Origin of the sequence: Haloterrigena sp. H1, from assembly GCF_005938085.1 — an archaeon.
GTDB lineage: Archaea > Halobacteriota > Halobacteria > Halobacteriales > Natrialbaceae > Natrinema.
In genome coordinates, this window is sequence record NZ_SMZK01000001.1 from 1,500,904 (window position 1) to 1,517,499 (window position 16,596).

General features: G+C 62.2%; 18 protein-coding genes, 1 tRNA gene and 1 pseudogene. 8 read left to right on the forward strand and 12 right to left on the reverse strand.

Annotated features, from left to right (window positions below; genetic code table 11):
- Nucleotides 1-210: 210 nt before the first annotated feature.
- Together E2L06_RS07590 and E2L06_RS07595 are read right to left on the reverse strand one after the other, a co-directional pair.
- The gene (locus tag E2L06_RS07590) at nucleotides 211-630 is read right to left on the reverse strand and encodes a hypothetical protein (RefSeq protein ID WP_138780149.1); all 420 of its coding nucleotides are present in this window, start codon (nucleotides 628-630) and stop codon (nucleotides 211-213) included.
- Between the two features lie 112 nt (nucleotides 631-742).
- A complete protein-coding gene (locus E2L06_RS07595; protein WP_138780151.1) occupies nucleotides 743-988 on the reverse strand; it encodes a sulfurtransferase TusA family protein in 246 nt (81 codons plus the stop codon).
- A 231-nt stretch (nucleotides 989-1,219) separates the two neighbouring features.
- On the opposite strand from E2L06_RS07595, the gene E2L06_RS07600 reads away from it, so the two are divergent.
- Nucleotides 1,220-2,413: an MBL fold metallo-hydrolase gene (locus E2L06_RS07600; RefSeq protein ID WP_138780153.1), complete on the forward strand. Its 1,194-nt coding sequence runs from the start codon at nucleotides 1,220-1,222 to the stop codon at nucleotides 2,411-2,413.
- A 448-nt stretch (nucleotides 2,414-2,861) separates the two neighbouring features.
- Here E2L06_RS07600 and E2L06_RS07610 read toward each other — a convergent pair whose 3' ends face one another.
- The 4 genes from E2L06_RS07610 to E2L06_RS07625 form a co-directional block, all read right to left on the reverse strand.
- Nucleotides 2,862-3,161: a hypothetical protein gene (locus tag E2L06_RS07610; RefSeq protein ID WP_138780157.1), complete on the reverse strand. Its 300-nt coding sequence runs from the start codon at nucleotides 3,159-3,161 to the stop codon at nucleotides 2,862-2,864.
- 374 nt (nucleotides 3,162-3,535) lie between these two features.
- Nucleotides 3,536-3,620 (reverse strand) — tRNA-Ser (locus tag E2L06_RS07615).
- Nucleotides 3,621-3,764: 144 nt separating this feature from the next.
- Nucleotides 3,765-6,455, reverse strand: coding sequence for a phosphoenolpyruvate carboxylase (gene ppc / locus E2L06_RS07620; RefSeq protein ID WP_138780159.1), 2,691 nt, complete (start codon nucleotides 6,453-6,455; stop codon nucleotides 3,765-3,767).
- 314 nt (nucleotides 6,456-6,769) lie between these two features.
- Entirely contained in the window at nucleotides 6,770-7,699 is a 930-nt protein-coding gene (locus tag E2L06_RS07625) for an NAD-dependent epimerase/dehydratase family protein (protein WP_138780161.1), read from the reverse strand.
- A gap of 103 nt (nucleotides 7,700-7,802) precedes the next feature.
- Between E2L06_RS07625 and E2L06_RS07630 the strand changes: the two genes are divergently transcribed.
- Complete coding sequence (locus tag E2L06_RS07630; RefSeq protein WP_138780163.1) at nucleotides 7,803-8,258, forward strand: MaoC family dehydratase; 456 nt, start codon at nucleotides 7,803-7,805, stop codon at nucleotides 8,256-8,258.
- A 48-nt stretch (nucleotides 8,259-8,306) separates the two neighbouring features.
- Here the strand turns inward: E2L06_RS07630 and E2L06_RS07635 are convergent, their stop codons facing one another.
- The 4 genes from E2L06_RS07635 to E2L06_RS07650 all read right to left on the reverse strand — a co-directional run bounded on the left by E2L06_RS07635 (nucleotide 8,307) and on the right by E2L06_RS07650 (nucleotide 12,117).
- The gene (locus E2L06_RS07635) at nucleotides 8,307-9,347 is read right to left on the reverse strand and encodes an NAD(P)/FAD-dependent oxidoreductase (RefSeq protein ID WP_138780165.1); all 1,041 of its coding nucleotides are present in this window, start codon (nucleotides 9,345-9,347) and stop codon (nucleotides 8,307-8,309) included.
- The gene (trxA, locus tag E2L06_RS07640) at nucleotides 9,344-9,700 is read right to left on the reverse strand and encodes a thioredoxin (protein ID WP_138780167.1); all 357 of its coding nucleotides are present in this window, start codon (nucleotides 9,698-9,700) and stop codon (nucleotides 9,344-9,346) included. The genes E2L06_RS07635 and trxA overlap by 4 nt, the downstream gene beginning before the upstream one ends.
- A gap of 299 nt (nucleotides 9,701-9,999) precedes the next feature.
- The gene (locus E2L06_RS07645) at nucleotides 10,000-10,650 is read right to left on the reverse strand and encodes a class I SAM-dependent methyltransferase (RefSeq protein ID WP_138780168.1); all 651 of its coding nucleotides are present in this window, start codon (nucleotides 10,648-10,650) and stop codon (nucleotides 10,000-10,002) included.
- A gap of 198 nt (nucleotides 10,651-10,848) precedes the next feature.
- Complete coding sequence (locus E2L06_RS07650; RefSeq protein WP_138780170.1) at nucleotides 10,849-12,117, reverse strand: hypothetical protein; 1,269 nt, start codon at nucleotides 12,115-12,117, stop codon at nucleotides 10,849-10,851.
- Between the two features lie 144 nt (nucleotides 12,118-12,261).
- On the opposite strand from E2L06_RS07650, the gene E2L06_RS07655 reads away from it, so the two are divergent.
- Nucleotides 12,262-12,933: a helix-turn-helix domain-containing protein gene (locus E2L06_RS07655; protein WP_138780172.1), complete on the forward strand. Its 672-nt coding sequence runs from the start codon at nucleotides 12,262-12,264 to the stop codon at nucleotides 12,931-12,933.
- A gap of 36 nt (nucleotides 12,934-12,969) precedes the next feature.
- Nucleotides 12,970-13,286 (forward strand): annotated as a pseudogene (locus tag E2L06_RS07660) (DUF302 domain-containing protein).
- Nucleotides 13,287-13,376: 90 nt separating this feature from the next.
- Here the strand turns inward: E2L06_RS07660 and E2L06_RS07665 are convergent.
- Complete coding sequence (locus tag E2L06_RS07665; RefSeq protein WP_138780174.1) at nucleotides 13,377-14,105, reverse strand: thioredoxin domain-containing protein; 729 nt, start codon at nucleotides 14,103-14,105, stop codon at nucleotides 13,377-13,379.
- Nucleotides 14,106-14,215: 110 nt separating this feature from the next.
- On the opposite strand from E2L06_RS07665, the gene E2L06_RS07670 reads away from it, so the two are divergent.
- From E2L06_RS07670 to E2L06_RS07685, 4 genes are all read left to right on the forward strand, one after another.
- Nucleotides 14,216-14,764 (forward strand): hypothetical protein, encoded by a 549-nt coding sequence (locus E2L06_RS07670; RefSeq protein WP_138780177.1) that lies wholly within the window; start codon nucleotides 14,216-14,218, stop codon nucleotides 14,762-14,764.
- The gene (locus tag E2L06_RS07675; RefSeq protein WP_138780178.1) at nucleotides 14,761-15,249 is read left to right on the forward strand and encodes a hypothetical protein; all 489 of its coding nucleotides are present in this window, start codon (nucleotides 14,761-14,763) and stop codon (nucleotides 15,247-15,249) included. Before E2L06_RS07670 ends, E2L06_RS07675 begins: the two co-directional genes overlap by 4 nt.
- A gap of 96 nt (nucleotides 15,250-15,345) precedes the next feature.
- Nucleotides 15,346-15,705, forward strand: a complete 360-nt coding sequence (locus tag E2L06_RS07680) for a winged helix-turn-helix domain-containing protein (protein ID WP_138780180.1) — start codon at nucleotides 15,346-15,348, stop codon at nucleotides 15,703-15,705.
- The gene (locus tag E2L06_RS07685; RefSeq protein ID WP_138780182.1) at nucleotides 15,705-15,968 is read left to right on the forward strand and encodes a hypothetical protein; all 264 of its coding nucleotides are present in this window, start codon (nucleotides 15,705-15,707) and stop codon (nucleotides 15,966-15,968) included. The genes E2L06_RS07680 and E2L06_RS07685 overlap by 1 nt, the downstream gene beginning before the upstream one ends.
- Nucleotides 15,969-16,193: 225 nt before the next feature.
- Here E2L06_RS07685 and E2L06_RS07690 read toward each other — a convergent pair whose 3' ends face one another.
- The gene (locus tag E2L06_RS07690; RefSeq protein WP_138780184.1) at nucleotides 16,194-16,553 is read right to left on the reverse strand and encodes a hypothetical protein; all 360 of its coding nucleotides are present in this window, start codon (nucleotides 16,551-16,553) and stop codon (nucleotides 16,194-16,196) included.
- Between the last annotated feature and the right edge of the window lie 43 nt (nucleotides 16,554-16,596).

Here is a 16,596-nt window from a genome sequence, read left to right on the forward strand (position 1 = left end):
GGCTGTCTGGACGCGATACCGCACCGACTGGTGGCTCGTGTTCGGTCCAACAGAGGGGCCGGACAGAAGTAGTCCTTTGGGTGCGGTTGTCGAACCACAGAGGCTATCTACCGCGCGATGCCGTCTTCCCAGACGACGAACCGATACTCGAGGCGCGGCTGCCTGTCTCGTTCACGACTCTGTAATCGGTGTTGATCGCGGTCGCGGAGGTTAGTGCCCGTTATCGCCTGCGTTCGCCCGCGAGAGGTATGCCGACAGGATCGCGGTCTGGACCGTCCGCAGGTCAGCCTCCTGAATCGTTGCAGCTGCTTGAAAGCGTTCGCGGGCGTTTGCGACCGTCTGTGGATCGGCAGCGAGATACGCGAGGCCGAACGCGTCGGAGTCGACCTTGCGAGCGGTCTCGAAAGCCGCCTCGTCATAGAGGTCAGCGAACTCGGTGACGAGATCCGAGACGAGCCTGTCGGTCGCGTCAGCACCCGGATCACCTACGGGAATCGTCGACTCCGACGGATCGAAGTAGCTCTCGTAGTCGACGACGCCGGCTGTCTCGTACAGGTAGTCGGCGAGCGCGTCAAAGACAGCCGCTGAGACGTAGACACCGAACAGCTTGTACCGATCGTCGGCGGTCATCACATCGAGGTTCTGTGCCGAGGCCCATCAAACGTCGCCTTCGAGAACAGTGTCCACCTCTGAGGCGTGCGTGGACGTCGGGGTCCGCAGCGTCGAATCGCCGTCGCGTCTCTCAGGCCGTCTTCTCGACGTAGTGTTTGTACACGTCGCCGTCCTCGACCTGCTCGAGCAACTCGACACCGTCGGTCCCGGTTGCCCAGCCGTCGAGGTCGCTCATGCTGCCCGAGTCCGTGGCGACTACTTCGAGGATCTCGCCTTCGGCGAGGTCGTCGATGGCGGACTTCGCTTGGACAACCGGCATGGGACACGATGCACCTTTGACGTCGAGCGTCTCCGCGATCTGGTATTCCGAACTCATGTTCTATTTATGCTCTGTCTTGGAGCTATCCCACAACATTGGTTCCACTTTCAAAAGCTCATCGATTCTTGCGCGATATTCGAACATCTATACTCGCCCATGCGCGCTATAACTAATTTATGCAGGCTCAATATGGTCTTCAACTCCTTCCCACCGTAGCTGTATTGTGCAATAGTTGAACGACCATGCAAAGATTTATGTGGAACGGGCCGGTACTCGTTGGTGTACACAATGGACGACATGGACTTCCCAACGCCAGACGTCGAGGTCGAATCAGTCACCCCCAGCGAACTCAAAGCGAGCATCGATGCGGGCGAGAACGTAACGCTGCTCGACGTGCGTGCGGAATCGGAGTACGAGGAGTGGCACATCGACGGCGACAGCGTCGAGTCGATCAACATCCCGTACTTCGAGTTCCTCGAGGACGAGCTCGACGAGGACGTTCTTGCACAGATTCCCGACGACCGCGAAGTGACGGTCCTCTGTGCGAAAGGTGGCTCGAGCGAGTTCGTCGCGGCCACGCTCAAAGACCGCGGATACGACGCAAACCAGCTTGAGGACGGGATGAACGGCTGGGCGCGGATTTACGAGCGCGTCGAGGTCTCGGAGTACGACGGTGCGGGGACGCTCTACCAGTACCAGCGTCCTTCGTCGGGTTGCCTTGGCTACCTCGTCGTCGACGGCGGCGAGGCCGCGGTGATCGACCCGCTACGCGCGTTCACGGACCGCTACCTCACCGACGCTGACGAGCTCGGTGTCGACCTGCAGTACGCGATCGACACGCACATCCACGCCGACCACATCTCGGGTGTGCGTGCACTCGACGCCGTCGGCGTCGAGGGCGTCATCCCTGACGCGTCGGTCCAGCGTGGCGTCACTTACGCCGACGACGTAACCCTCGCCGAGGACGGCGACGAGTTCCAGGTCGGCGACGCCACGATCGAGACGGTCTCCACGCCCGGGCACACCTCCGGGATGACCTCGTACCTCGTCGACGGCTCGCTACTCGCGACCGGTGACGGCCTGTTCATCGAAAGCGTCGCCCGTCCTGACTTAGAAGAAGGCGACGACGGCGCACCCGAAGCCGCGGCCCAACTCTACGAGAGCCTCCAGGAACGCGTCCTCTCGCTGCCCGACGAGACGCTGATCGGTGGTGCACACTTCAGCGACGCCGCCGAACCTGCCGCCGACGGCACCTACACCGCGCCGATCGGCCAGCTCAAAGAGGAGATGGACGCGCTGACGATGGACGAAGACGAGTTCGTCGAGCTCATCCTCTCGGATATGCCCCCACGGCCGGCCAACTATGAGGACATTATCCCCACCAACCTCGGCCAGCAGGAGGCTGACGACGACGAAGCATTCGAACTCGAGCTCGGCCCGAACAACTGTGCTGCCAGCCAGGAATCGCTGGCAGGCGACTAATACGGACTACTGTCAGTCAGTTCCGGTGCAATCGTGACCGTTCTGCGGTTGCACCGGTACATCGTGACAGCAGACCGTATAAGCGGAGTCGATCGACACCCTCGACCGACCCCTCTCGGATCGTCCGTGGCGACTCACACCATGTGATCGAGTGACACTGCCGGACAGAACGACGTGACGATCGGTCGCGCTGCTGCGGCCGTCACCGGTGGAGACGGCCGCGAATCCGCGACCGACGTTGTATTGACTGCTGTCCGACAGTATGAGCCGGCTGTTCGACAGCGGCCAGTGACTCGATTCGTCCACGCTCTCGGATCCTCGTTTCGCGTTTCGTACGATCACAGTTGTCGTGAGTAGCACAGGGGGCTTCAATCAGAGTCGCCCGTCAATCAGCGGTAAGTACAGAGCAAGCACATAGCATGCAGTTAGTAAGCGTAAAGATCCCCTTTCAAGATCGTGCCTCCGCAGTTTTTGCTTGATCCGCAGCGATCATCTCGGCTTCGTCACGGAGTTCGGATGGAATTGATCGTCGTCCGTGGCCCGTTTCATACTGCATCGTCTGGAAATCGATTGGATATGTCTCTGACACAAACGGTGGAGTTATGTATAACCCCGGTTCGAGAATCTGCCGTTCCTCCCCTAACACTAGCAGAATCTCGAGGTCTCCTTCGGAGATCCTATGGACAGAAGACCATGATGCGGTAAGAATAATTACTATCAATGCTACGAACAGTGCGAGGTACAACATATTCGTCTATAGGTAAATAGGGGTAAAAAAGAATGTGTTAGATAAATATGAAAATCAATTACATTGTCGACACGCTACATTCGCACACATAGTTGCCGAACTACTCGATTCGGTTTCAGGCAGGTTTCTGACTAAGCAAATCGTGCTACTATCTACTGATAGTCCTCGCTCGAGACCGATGTTCGCCTCACGTCGGGATTCGAATTACGTCTGAAAACCTGGAAGCGCAGAACCTCGGTCTCGTTCAATTCATCAATCGTCGTTTCCAGCGACCGAAAGACCCGCGCACTGCTATGCGTCGCGCACAGCGTCACCGTTCGCTTTTCGTGGTGCGTCGCAGCACGCATCGCTCGCCGTTTTGTGTCGCTGAGAAGCGCCGAGAGGGAGATTTGAACTCCCGAGTCCGTGAGGACAGCAGATTTCGAATCTGCCGCCTTGGCCGGGCTAGGCTATCTCGGCTCACTCACTTCTACTCGAGAGACGTTTTTACCCGTTTCGATTTTCTCGCCCTCTGTGAGTGAGTGCCGCCCAACAGCCGATGCCGGCCCCGATCGACTCGCCAGCCAGCAATGCAACCCGTGTGCCGGCCGGGAGACGGGCCGATTATCCCGTGTTCTTCATGCCGGCCGCGATTCCCTTGACCGTCAGCCGCAGGGAGCGTTCCTCGATGTCTGTCCGATCGGTTCGGCCGAGCAAATAGACTTGCAGCATGTTCAGCGGATCGACGTACGGGTTTCGCCGCTCTAAGTTCTCGCCGAGCCAGTCTCGAGTGTGGAGCTGGTCACGCTGGCCGATCTCGGTGATCAGGTCCGTCGCTCGCTCGTACTCGTCGGTCACGCGCGGGAAGAACCGTTCGCGGAGGTCCGGCTCGGCCAGGTCGGCGTAGCGGTCGGCGATCTCGAGTTCGGTCCGCGACAGCGAGAGCGCGGCGTTGTCGAGCGTCGTCCGGAAGAACGGCCACTCTTCGTACATCGTCTGTAAGGTGTCCATCGACCCGCCGTCGTCGAGGTAGGCCTCGACACCGGTTGCGAGAGCGTACCAGCCCGGCAGGATACACCGCGACTGGGTCCACGAGAACACCCACGGGATCGCCCGCAGGTCTTCGACGGTGCGCTCGCCCGACCGGGAGGCCGGTCGCGATCCGAGATCGAGGTCCTCGATGACGGTGATCGGCGTTGCCTGCTCGAAGTACTGGACGAAGCCGTCGCTCTCTAAGAGGTCACGGTACTCCTGACGGGCGGCGTCGGCCATGATCTCCATGCCTTCGATCCATTCCTCGCGGATCTCCTCTTCGGGCTGGTCTAGCGCCTGCTTGCGCGCCCGGAGCTGGGCGTTGAGCATCTGCTCGATATTGCGCTCGGCGATGCGCGGGTTGGCGTACTTCTCCGCGATGGCCTCGCCCTGTTCGGTGAACTTGACCTGGCCCGTCACCGTCGAGTTCGGCAGCGCCAGTAACGCTTCGTTCATCGGCCCGCCGCCGCGAGAAATCGAGCCGCCGCGGCCGTGGAACAGCCGCATCGTCACGTCGTGATCGTCACAGATCTCCCCCAGCCGACGCTGGTTCTTGTACAGCGACCAGTTCGCCGCCAGAAAGCCGTTTTCCTTGTTCGAGTCGGAGTAGCCCAGCATGATTTCCTGAGTGCGCCCGCGGGCCTCGAGCGCCTGCGCGTAGGCCTCGTTCTCGAACAGCGTGCCCATGATCCGCCTGGCTCCCGAGAGGGCGTATTCGGTCTCGAGCAACGGGACGATGTCGATTCCCGAATGTTCGGGCAGGGAGATGACGCCGGCCTGATCGGCCAGGAACAGCACCTCGAGGACGTGACTCGGCTCCTCAGTCATCGAGATGCAGTAGGTGTCGATGGCGTGGACCCCGTACTCGGTCTGCCAGTCGGCGAGACTGTCGAAGAGTTCGAGGACACGCGCCGAGTCGTCCGAGAGGTCGGCGGGCTCGCTCAGATCGATCACCGATTCATCCTGCAACACGGCGTCAGTCAGGAACTCGACGCGCTCGTCCTCCGAGAGGGCGCGATAGTCGATCCCCTCGCGCTCGAGGGCCTCGGCGATGGCGTCGGTGTGTTTTTGCTGGTGGTCGCGCAGGTCGAGACTCGCCAGCGAGAAGCCGAAGGTAGCGACCTGCCGGCGGATCGGATCGACGTGGGCGTCGGCGACGCTGTCGGCGTCGTTAGCGCGCAGGCTTTCGGCGATGACTCTGAGATCCTCGCGGAGTTCGTCGGCGGTGTCGTACCCGCCCGGTCGAACGTCGCCGACGCGGCGGAGCCGCTCGCGCATGAGTTTGAGTTTCTGCCGGTAGGGCTCGTTGGGGTAGCGCTGCTCGGCCGTGCGTGCGCTGCCGGGCAGGCGCTCGCGGTCGCGCTCGAGGGAGGCCTGAAAGTCGGAGCCGGCGTCGACCCGGCTCCCGTCCTGGCTCAGGACACCGGAGAGGCGCTTGAGCTGGTCGCGGTAGCGATCGAGGATCACCGAGCGCTGGCGCTCGAGCGTGTTCGCCGTGACCTCGGGGGTGACGTAGGGGTTGCCGTCGCGGTCGCTGCCGGCCCACGAACGGAACTCGAAGAGCTTCGGAATCTCGAGATCGCCGGGGACTTCGGCGTCGATTGCCTCGTCGAGTTCGTCGTAGATCTCGCCGACGACGTCGAACAGCGTGTTTTCGAGGTACCACTGGACGTTACGGGCCTCGTCTTCCGGCTCAGGCTGGCGGTTGCGCACCTGGGGCGTCTGCCAGAGACTCGTCACCTCGGCGTCGACGTCCTGCCAGAGTTGGCGCTCCTCCTTGTCGGTCAGGAGCCGCTCGTCTAAGGTCTCGAGCGACGTCGAGATCTCCCGCAGTTTGGACTTGACGGTCTTGCGCCGGGCCTCGGTCGGATGAGCAGTGAAGGTCGGCTCGATCAAGACGTCATCGAGGATCTGTCGGACAGTCTCGACGTCGGCCTCGCCGAGTTCTTCGGCTGCGGTCTCGAGGCTGTCCTCGAGCGTGCCTTCTTGGGAGTCCGTGCGGATGGTTCGGACCCGTTCGCGCTCTTCGGCGAGGTTGATCAACTCGAAATACGTCGCGAACGCACGTGCGACGGTTCGCTGTCGGTGTGACGAGAGTCCCTCGAGTTCCGTGACGAGCGGTTCGCGTGACTCGAGGTCGCCGGCACGGTAGTCGATCGCGGCGCGTCGGCACGACTCGACCGTCTCGAAGGCCCCGCGAGAGGTCTGCCCCTCGAGGACGTCGCCGAGTAACGCACCGAGTTCGCGGACGTCCTGTCTGACGCCCCTGTTATGGAGTCGCATATCATGTGGATGTGCGTGCCGTATTAAAAACCCCTCGCAGGGATATCGCCTTCACGTCCATCGTTTTTCCTGATAGTTACTGGTGGTGGAATGTGCCGATCGGACGCAGTGACGACGTGTTCGGACAGCGACCCGTTCGGTATCGGAACGACAATCTTTATAGGATTATTTACTACGTATGTTAATAGTACAATATGATGTGAGAGGAATACACACCTGCGGCATTCACTTTCGATCTGGAGACGGCCGACGATGCCGATTATATCACCCGTAATTCCTTCGCACGGAAGTCGGCGGCAGTACGGAACGCAACGCTACCCGTCCGTGTACTGCGCACAGACCCGCCGAATCCCCTCCTCGAAGTCGATCTGGGGTTCCCAGCCGGTTTCGTCGTGGATCTTCGAGGCGTCGGCACAGGTATCGTGGACGTACACCGACTCGGGAATCGGGTTCTCGACGTACTCCGGTTCGACGTCGGTCCCGAGTTCGTCGTTGAGCAGTTCGACGACGGTGTTGAAATCGTAGGCCTCGCCAGTTCCCAGGTTGTAAATGCCATCGAGGTCGTAGACGGCGGCCAGCTCGAGACCGCGGACGATGTCGGAGACGTGCGTGAAGTCTCGCGTCTGCGTGCCGTCACCGTACAGCACCGGCGACTCGCCGTTGGCGATGTCGTCGGCGAACTGCGCGATCACGTTGGCGTACTCGCCTTTGTGTTCTTCGGCACCGCCGTAGCCCTGATACACCGAGAAAAAGCGCATCCCGGCCATCGACATATCGTAGTGGTTCGAGAAGTACTCGCCGTAACGCTCCCGGGCGAGCTTCGACGCCTCGTAGCCGGTGTTGACGCTGACGGCCATGTCCTCCGGTGATGGCTCCGTTCGACTACCGTAGATCGACGACGTCGAGGCGTAGACGACGGTCTCACAGCCGTCCGCTCGAGCCTGTTCGACCACGTTGACGAAGCCCTCGACGTTGACTCTGGCACCCGTCGTCGGGTCGTCCTCGTGCATCGCGTACGACGACAACGCCGCAAGGTGAAACACGACGTCGACATCCGTTGGCAGGTCATCGTCCAAGACGCTCGCGTCGACGAACTCCACGTCGTCTACGAGGTTCGCGGGCGTCCCCAGATAACAGTCGTCGACGACGGTGACGTCGTTGTCCTCGGCGAGGTGGTTCGCCAGGTTCGATCCGATAAAGCCCGCCCCACCGGTAACGAGGACGGCGTGTCCCTCGAGTGTCATACTGAAATAGCCACGGCGGTGGCGCATAGATGTTTGGGAGTCCGGCAGCGACAGGCGGTCTCGGCCCCCAGGTTCTTGGCGATACGTATCGGATGACGCGCCAATGCGCTACTACGAGGACATCGAGATCGGCGACACCGAGGAATTCGGCGAGTATCACGTGACGAAAGCCGAGCTCGTCGAGTTCGCCGAGCAGTACGATCCCCAGCCGTTTCACACCGACGAGGCGGCCGCCGAGGGCTCGGCGTTCGGCCAGCTGGTCGCGTCGGGCTGGCATACTGCGTCGATCTGCATGCGGCTGCTCGTCGACGGCCCGATGCAGGATCGGGCCGGTATGGGTGCTCGCGGCGTCGACGAACTCCGGTGGCACCAGCCCGTGACACCGGGCGATACGCTCTCGATTCGAACCGAAGTCCTCGAGAAACGCGTCTCCGAGAGCGACCACACGCGTGGGTACGTCGATACGAAACTCGAGGGGATCAACCAGGACGGCGAGGTCGTCATCTCCTGGATCGGCCTCGAGATGATCGCGCGCCGAACGGCGGAAAACGAGGAGTGACGTGAATAAACGAGGGCGTGCCTCTGCTCGCGACGCAGTCGTCGTCGACTACTGTTCCGGTGCCATCGCCGGCGCACGTTCTTCGTGCTCGAGCGTCTCGAGGAAGTCCTCGGCGTCGAGGGCAGCCATGCTGCCGGTGCCGGCGGCGGTGATCGCCTGGCGGTAGCGCGAGTCGGCCACGTCGCCGGCGGCGAAGACGCCGTCGACGGCTGTGTGGGTCGTCGCCCGACCCTCGTCGTCCGATTCGGTCTGGAGGTACCCGCTGTCGTCGCGTTCGACGCCGGTTCCCTCGAGGAACTCGGTGTTGGGCGTGTGGCCGATCCCGTAGAAGACGCCGCCGACGTCGACGGTCTCCCGGTCGACGTCGACCCCGTTGTCGGCCTTTTCTGTGGGATGGCCGTCGGGATGGGAGACCAGCGTCGCGCCGGTGACGCCCTCTTCTTGCGAGCCGTGGAGTGTCTCGAGTTCCGTGTTCCAGCGGAACTCGATATCCTCGTGGTCGCGGGCACGGTCGGCCATGATCTCGGAGGCGCGCAGTTCGTCGCGGCGGTGGACGATCGTGACGCTCTCGGCGAACTTCGCGAGGAAGAGCGCCTCTTCCATCGCGCTGTCGCCGCCGCCGATCACGAGGACGTCGTCGCCGCGGTGGAACGCGCCGTCACAGGTGGCACACGTCGAGAGGCCATAGCCCATGAGTTCGTCTTCGTTTTCCGCGCCGACCCAGCGGGCGCTCGCACCGCTGGCGACGATCAGTGCGCGCGTGCGGAGGACGTCACCGTTCGAGAGTTCGAGTTCGAACGGGCGCTCCTCGAGCGTCGCGCGCTCGACGGTACCGTGGGCGAACTCGGCACCGAAGCGTTTGGCCTGCTCTTTGCCGTTCTGGATCAGCTCCATGCCGCCGATCCCGTCGGGGAAGCCCAGGTAGTTCTCGACGTCTGTCGTCAGCGTCAGCTGGCCGCCCGGCTCGGGGCCTTCGAGGACCAGCGGCTCGAGGTCGGCTCGCGCAGCGTAGACGGCCGCCGAAAGGCCGGACACGCCGGAGCCGACGACGATTACGTCGTGGACGGTGTCAATCATGGCCTCGCTCATTCGGTATAGCCTTCGATCATGCTGCGGAGTCGCTCAGCCGGCAAGACGCCGGTTTGCTGTTCGACCTGCTCGCCGTCCGCAAAGAGGACGAGTGTCGGGACACCGCGGACGCCGAACGAGCCGGCGAGTTGCTGGTGTTGGTCGACGTCGACCTTCGCGATTACGGCGTCGGTCTCGCCAGCCAGTCCTTCGAGGACCGGCTCGAGCATCTTACAGGGCCCACACCAGTCGGCGTAGAAGTCGACGAGCACGACGTCGTAGCCGCTGGTGACCTCCTGGAAGTGGTCTTCGCTTTCGACGTGGAGTGGTTCGTCGAGGGACTGTCCGGAGCCGCTAGGTGCATCAGTTGCCATCACGACTCTCTACGGACTGTCTCCCTTTAAAGGTTTTGCATATATTGCGCAATACCACCATGTCGAGAAACAGTTACTACAGTGATACTGCCGCACGATGGTCCGAAATTGCCTATGTGGCTGTTTTCGATCCGGTTCGGGTACTATCTCCTAGAGCAATTGTGCATGGAATGTCAACAATCGGGTGGGGCGATCATCGGATCGAGACGGAGTCATACGGCCTGCTACCACTGTGTATCGGCGCACCCGCGACGATGACGGGTCGCGGGTGCGCCGGAACCGACTGGGAGGGGTCCGTATCAGTCACCGGTTGCCGACGGCGGAACGGCCACCCGTGTGAAATAGCTGCCCCGCGTGCCGACATCGGTTTCGAACCGGAACCCCTGTCGCTCGGCACGGTCCCGAAGCGTCTCGCACGTGACGAAGTGCGGATCGGGAAGCGACTCCCCGACGACGAGCCGGCCGCCGGGTTTCAGTACCCGCTCGAGTTCGGCGAGCGCCCGCTCTTGGGCGGGGATTTCGCCGAGTACGAGAACCAAATAGGCGGCATCGAAGCTGTCATCAGGGTAGGGGAGTTCCCTCCCGTCGCCACAGACCGGCGCGACGTTGTCGTGGCCGCGATCGCGCAGTCGCGTTCGGAGGTCTGCCACCATCGATCGCTGGACGTCGACGGCGTGGACCGTTCCGTTCGGTGCGACCGCCCGTGCGACCGTGCCCGTGTAGTAGCCCGTTCCCGGCCCGAGCTCGAGGATTCGTTCGCCGGGCTGTGGCTCGAGGACCTCACACAACCTGGAACGAGAGATGACCGGCCGGGGGAGATCGATCCAGACGCGCTGGGAGTACGGACACGGCGACGGCTTTTGCCGCCAGCGGAGCGCGTACGCGACGCCGGCAAGACCGGCAAGGCCGCCCGCGAGGGCGAGCGAGCGGATCGTTCGGCGCGTGACCATCGCGTGGCTGTTTTGCCACGCCCGGACAAAGGCCTGGTGTCTGCTGAGTCGCAGTCGGCCGTTCAGTCAGCGATCGAACCCAGTATTGAACAAAGCCCGCAATATGGGGGGCCAATCGTCCCTAACGTGTCGAGAGCGATAGGTGACGGTATGGATATCGCCCACGAACGGGGCAGTGCAGCGTGAAGATGTGAGAGATTACGCCGCATCGCGGGCCGCCTTCTCTCGTTCTGTCCCGTCACTCGTCGGCGACACGATCGACCGCCAGAGCGAGACCACGAACATCGCCCAGGCGACGGCGATCAGTGTAAATCCCGCGAGTGTCGTGTTTGCTTCGAGTCCACCGAGGAAGGGAATCGGGGTCAGCCAGAGTGCGAGCATGCCGAGGTTCACGCTTCCGACCTGAATCCAGGACGGCTGCGGGCACTCGGCAGCAACCGCCGCCACTGTCTCGGCGAAACTGCCATCCGAAACGGGTCGTGCGAACGCTGCTGCCACGACGGGGAGAAACGCCATCGCGAGCTGGAGCATCCAGCCGAAGACCAGCCCGTTGATAGCCGCGATTTCGATCGCGCCGGCGGGGACTGTGTCCGGAAACAGGAGGACGAGCGGTGCCCACGGCACGGGGAAGACGAGCCACAGATACGCTCCGAGGACGAGCGCGATGCGGCGGGGCTGGCTGCGATCACTGCTGCGGTACGTGCCGACGACGTTCGCCAGCAGTGCAACCGTCCCGACGACATAGGTACCGAGCCCGACGACCGTTACCTCGTTGTGTGCGAGCCACGGGCCAGCGATGAGGCCGACGACGCCGATCGTCAGCCCCCAGAACGTGACCGACACGAGTCGGGGATACCGAAGCTCCGTCCCGAGCAGCGCCGGCAGGAGCGTGAACAGGGCCCCGGCGACGATAAGTGCCAGAAATCCCCAGACGTTCGCGTGCACGTGGGCTTCGAGCGAGCCGAAATAGCCGCCAGGACCGTGGACGCCGAGTAACATTCCGAACGCAGCGAGAATCCCGACGACGAGAAACCACGGCGCGAGTCGATAGTACCGACGGATTCCGTGGTCGGTGGCACGCGCGCTCGCCTGAAAGACTGTCGAGAGCAAGAGTCCGAGCGCACCGAGGACGATCGTCGCACCGGTGACCGCGACGGTCGTTGATCCGGTCGCCATCCCGAGGAGGAGCAACGGATAGCCAGCGTTCAGCGAGAGCCATTCCACCCACCGACGGCCGGCGTTCGGGCGTCGCGCCGACTCGTCGGCCCCAGTCACCAGCGACGGCAGCACGCCGAAGACGGCCTGAGTCAGCCCGCCGATCGTCACGAGGTGGATCAGCACCCACCGGAGGCGGGGGAGCGATTCGAGGAGGCCGGACTCGACGGCGAGGGTCCCCACGACGGCGACCAGCCCAACCGTCAGGTACAATCCGGCCATGACGAGAAACGGATTCGTACGTGTTTGCATTGGAGACACCGTGACTCTATCCGACCGTAGCCGCGCCAGACAGGTATCGGTTGATCCGAACACGCACGGGGCCCCCGAACTCGTCAGGCTCGACCAAACATGTTCGGAAACACGTGAACAGTCCTGGAGCGCCGAACTACTCACGTGCCTCGAGCCACCCTCACGATTTCGATTCCCACGGGAACATGGATCGACGAAATCTCGCAGTCGCACCCCAAGACGACGTTCGAAGTCGTCTCAGTACTGGCCAGCGAGCGGACGGGAATCGCCCTCATCGAATTGCAGACGGCGGACCCGCTTCCGGTGATCACCGACATGGCCGATCGAACGGACATCGTCGATTTTGAACTGCTCTGGAAAGAGGCGGCGGACGCATTGCTCCACGTCGAAACGTCGAGACCCTCGATTCTTCGGCCGGTGTTGGAAACGGGGGTCCCGATCGAACTGCCATTTACCGTCCGAGACGGCGAGGCGACATGGACGGTGACCGCGGCGTCGGATCGGTTCTCCGAGTTCGGCCGACTGCTCGACGAGATCGGGATCGAGTACGATCTCGAATCCGTCCACGAGATCGGCCAGACACGAGCCGACCCCATCGTGACCGATCGACAACGGGAAGTATTGCTAGCGGCGCTCGAGCGCGGCTACTACGCGACGCCTCGAGAGGCGACGCTTACCGACGTGGCACGCGACCTCGGCATCTCGAAAGCGACGTGTAGCGAACTCCTCCACCGTGCGGAAGGCAGCGTCATCAGGTGGTTCGCGACCGAACAGCTCGATGTCTCGCGAGCGCGTGTCTCATCGGACGCCGACTGATACGGTCTGCTCTAACTGGTACCATGACCACCACACGTGAGCTATACACTCGACACGCACGTCGACGGTGAGTTCGCCGACGTCGTCTCAGCGACCATCGATGCGCTCGAGGACGAGGGATTCGGTGTTCTCTGTGACATCGACGTCCAGGCGACGTTCGCGGAGAAACTCGACGAGGAGTTTCGGCAGTACAGGATTCTGGGCGCGTGTAATCCCAGCTTGCCAATCAGGGACTCGAGGACGATATCGACCTCAGCACGTTGCTTCCGTGTAACGTCGTCGTGTACGACGGCGACGACGGCGACGTCGTCGTCAGCGCCGTAAACCCGGAACGCTTGATCGGCGTTACCTGACTCGAGCCGATCGGCGAGGACGCCCACAAGCGCTTCAAACGCGCTCTCGAGGCCCTGTAAGTCGAGCCATCGCGATTTCGTGGACGCGAGTTACGCGTCATCGAGGCGGCCGATCGCCTCGTCGAATCGTTTTTTCGGCTGAGCACCGACGAGCGTTTCGGTCGCGCCAGCCTCGCGGTCGACGATGGCGAACGTCGGCGTGCCCGACACGCCGAGCGACTGCGCCTTTTCGGCATCCGCATTGACCTGGGCTTCGAGCGCCGAGCGGCGCTCGTCGAGACACGTCTCGAGTGCGTCGGCATCGACGCCGTCGACCGACCGCGTGTACTCGAGGAGGTTCTTTCTCGAGGCCCACCCTGAATTCTTCTGGCCCTGTTCCTCGAAGATCGCCGTGTGCCAGTTCCAGTACGCCGATGGCGTGTCCGTGTCGCGAACCTGCGCCCACACGCACTTGCTAGCGACCGTGGCAGGCATCGAGCCGTCGAAGTACGGCAGGGCGATGAAGACGATGCGAAGGTCGCCTGACTCGACGTACTCGGACACGAGATCGGGGAGCGTCTCCCGTTCGAACCGCTCACAGAACGGACACTGGAAGTCCGTCCAATAATACATCTGGAGCGGGGCATCGGGTGCGCCCATGATCGGCTTGCCGGTGAGGTCGATGCCGAACGCCGATGTCTCTGTACTCGAGTGAAACGACGAGCCGGCTCCATGCGCGGTTGCTTCGTTGGAGCGTGCGAGATAGTAGACACTGCCACCACCGAGGGTCAGAACGGATCCGGCGAGAACGGCCCGCCGAGACGGCTGATCGAGCGACATACGTTGTACTCGCGTCCGTTCACAGCGCCGGCCCCTAACTGATCCGGCGATTTCCAGACTCAGCAAATCGAGGGCGAACATTTCACCGTTCCCGACAGTGATCTACCCGAATGCTCTCGCGCGACTCGATGAGTGACTACCTGCGGAATCTCGCTGCGGCGGTTTCGTACCCGTTCGAGACGTGGCGAGGGACGTTCGGGTTGGTGTTCGTCACGGTCGCCACCTACGTCCTGTTGATTCTGAGTACGATGCCCGAGTTCTCACTCCAGATGCTCGGTGACGGTCTCGACTGGTTCGCGTACGTCCTCGTCTCGCTCACCGAGACGGTGTACCGCTCCGACGGCTGGACGGGACTCGGGATCATCGTTCTCTATGCACTGCTTTCGGGCGTCGCCGTCGTCAACGCCGTCGCACAGCTCCGGTTTGGCGGCCTCTCAGGGCTCACCGATCTCTCCGGCGTCGTGCCCGGCCTCCTCGCGTCGGGCTGTGCGAGCTGTGGGGCGGGGCTCCTCGGCTTCCTCGGCTTCGCCGGCGGGCTGGCAGCCCTCCCGTACGACGGCGCGTTGCTTCGCATCGGTGGCCTCGCGCTGCTGGTATTCTTCCTCGGTCGGGCAGGCCATCCCGAACAGTGTGCGTTCGACACGGAGGCGACGCGATGATCGGACGCAGCCTCGTGCGATCGATCCGGTCGGATCGACGGGCGATGGCGTGGGGAGTGGCCGCCGGACTTGGTGTCTTCGCGCTGTTCGGACTCGTCACCGGGCTCATCCCGAACCCACTCTACGTCCGAATGGTCCCGCGGACGCCGGTCGATTACCTGTTTCTGACGCTGACCGCCCTGCTTGCTGGCGTCTACACCGCACAGCGGATCGCGACCGACACGGTCGACGCGCAACTCGAGGACGCGACTGACGCCGATACCGCAAGCAGCGAAGACCGGTGGGCGATCGGCGGGCTGGTCGGCGGCTTTCTGGCCGTCGGCTGTCCGATCTGTAACGTCTTCTTGCTCGCGCTGTTCAGTTCGTCCGCGCTCATGACGTACTTCGATCCGCTTCGTCCGTTGCTCGGCGCGGTCTCCGTAGCGATTCTGGCGGGATTGATCGTCGTTCGGAACCGACGGACGTGTCCGACCTGTCGTTCGTGACCGGCCACGCGTTCGAATCGGTATAAAACGTTCACGCCGATTCGCTGTACCAGCAAATCGCCGCCTATTTGACGCTGAGTAATCGGTTCTTACCGTGTGCAACACGGAGGGTCCTCGAGTTCGGCAGCCGTCTTCCAGCTCCTTGCGGACGACTACGCACGGCAGATTCTCATCGCCGCGGATCGAGGGCCGAAGACAGCGAAAGCGTTGAGCGAGGAATGTGACGCCTCGCTGACGACGATCTATCGTCGCGTCTCGCGGCTGCAGGAACACGGCCTGCTCGAGGAACGACACACCGTCGACGCGGACGGTGCCCACCGAAGCGAGTTCGAAACAGCACTCGAATCACTGCACGTCGAGCTCGCCGACGGCGACCTCTCGCTGACGCTGGAGACGCGCGACGAACTCGCCGACAACTTCACGTCGCTCTGGGACGGGCTCCGGGGTGAGGACTGATGGAAGCGCCGTTCGTCATCGCCAAACTGATCACGCTCGTGTTGAGTCTTCTCGTCGCGTATCTGGCCTATCACGGCTACCGCCGAAACGACAACACGCCGATGCTGTACGTCGCCGTCGGCTTCGTGTTCATCGGCGCAGGGGCGATCTGTGAGGGACTGATCTACCTCGTGTTCGGGACGACGATCGTCTCAGCCGCGCTCGTGCAGGCGGCCGTCGTCTCGAGCGGGATGGTACTCATCCTCGCGTCGCTGACGAAGTAAGCGGCCAAAACAGACTGTACTAGTGGTGTTTCAACCTTCAACTTGTAAGTATCAGCATCCGTGCAGTGGCAGATTTGAACTGTGAACTGACAGTGATGGAGTGCAAGACTTAGAGGATGGATGTAGAAACCCGATGTCGTTTATTCCTACCGATCCGAGATAATTTAATCGATCTGTTGGCTGAGAACTGACCGTCTCCTCCGTTTCATAGCAGGCTAATCGAGATTACAACTCGAACGGTGGTTCGAGTTCGGGATCGGCTTCAATGATAGCCGACAGAGCAGGCTGCAATTCGTCGAACCGCTCTGTTGGCTCCACCAGTTCCCGGTCCGGATCGTACTCGACAACCGACACCGCTTCCAGCGCCGGAATGTGTTGGTGAACTAATGAGAGTCGAATCTGCGATAACTCGTCTCCAGAAACTGCCGAAACCGAGAGGTGATGATTGTGTTTGATAATCGTCTTCACGAGGTCGTTCAGCGTTAACGACCGTTGCTGGTTGGCGAAGAACGCAAGGACGGTACGACGGTGTCGATCTCGACACAGGTCGAGCACCGTATCGAATTCGATACTACGTTCACTCATGATACTATTCATAGCGAGACCCGCTCGCTGTTCGTATTGGGAC

Excerpts from the sequence above, each read along its gene's own strand:
- E2L06_RS07685 (WP_138780182.1), top strand. The coding sequence starts at position 15,705 with ATGGAAGCGCCGTTCGTCATCGCCAAACTGATCACGCTCGTGTTGAGT.
- E2L06_RS07665 (WP_138780174.1), bottom strand. The coding sequence starts at position 14,105 with ATGTCGCTCGATCAGCCGTCTCGGCGGGCCGTTCTCGCCGGATCCGTT.
- E2L06_RS07675 (WP_138780178.1), top strand. The coding sequence starts at position 14,761 with ATGATCGGACGCAGCCTCGTGCGATCGATCCGGTCGGATCGACGGGCG.
- E2L06_RS07635 (WP_138780165.1), bottom strand. The coding sequence starts at position 9,347 with ATGAGCGAGGCCATGATTGACACCGTCCACGACGTAATCGTCGTCGGC.
- E2L06_RS07610 (WP_138780157.1), bottom strand. The coding sequence starts at position 3,161 with ATGTTGTACCTCGCACTGTTCGTAGCATTGATAGTAATTATTCTTACC.
- E2L06_RS07600 (WP_138780153.1), top strand. The coding sequence starts at position 1,220 with ATGGACGACATGGACTTCCCAACGCCAGACGTCGAGGTCGAATCAGTC.
- E2L06_RS07590 (WP_138780149.1), bottom strand. The coding sequence starts at position 630 with ATGACCGCCGACGATCGGTACAAGCTGTTCGGTGTCTACGTCTCAGCG.
- E2L06_RS07625 (WP_138780161.1), bottom strand. The coding sequence starts at position 7,699 with ATGACACTCGAGGGACACGCCGTCCTCGTTACCGGTGGGGCGGGCTTT.
- trxA (WP_138780167.1), bottom strand. The coding sequence starts at position 9,700 with ATGGCAACTGATGCACCTAGCGGCTCCGGACAGTCCCTCGACGAACCA.
- E2L06_RS07690 (WP_138780184.1), bottom strand. The coding sequence starts at position 16,553 with ATGAGTGAACGTAGTATCGAATTCGATACGGTGCTCGACCTGTGTCGA.
- E2L06_RS07650 (WP_138780170.1), bottom strand. The coding sequence starts at position 12,117 with ATGCAAACACGTACGAATCCGTTTCTCGTCATGGCCGGATTGTACCTG.
- E2L06_RS07630 (WP_138780163.1), top strand. The coding sequence starts at position 7,803 with ATGCGCTACTACGAGGACATCGAGATCGGCGACACCGAGGAATTCGGC.
- E2L06_RS07670 (WP_138780177.1), top strand. The coding sequence starts at position 14,216 with ATGCTCTCGCGCGACTCGATGAGTGACTACCTGCGGAATCTCGCTGCG.
- E2L06_RS07595 (WP_138780151.1), bottom strand. The coding sequence starts at position 988 with ATGAGTTCGGAATACCAGATCGCGGAGACGCTCGACGTCAAAGGTGCA.
- E2L06_RS07645 (WP_138780168.1), bottom strand. The coding sequence starts at position 10,650 with ATGGTCACGCGCCGAACGATCCGCTCGCTCGCCCTCGCGGGCGGCCTT.
- ppc (WP_138780159.1), bottom strand. The coding sequence starts at position 6,455 with ATGCGACTCCATAACAGGGGCGTCAGACAGGACGTCCGCGAACTCGGT.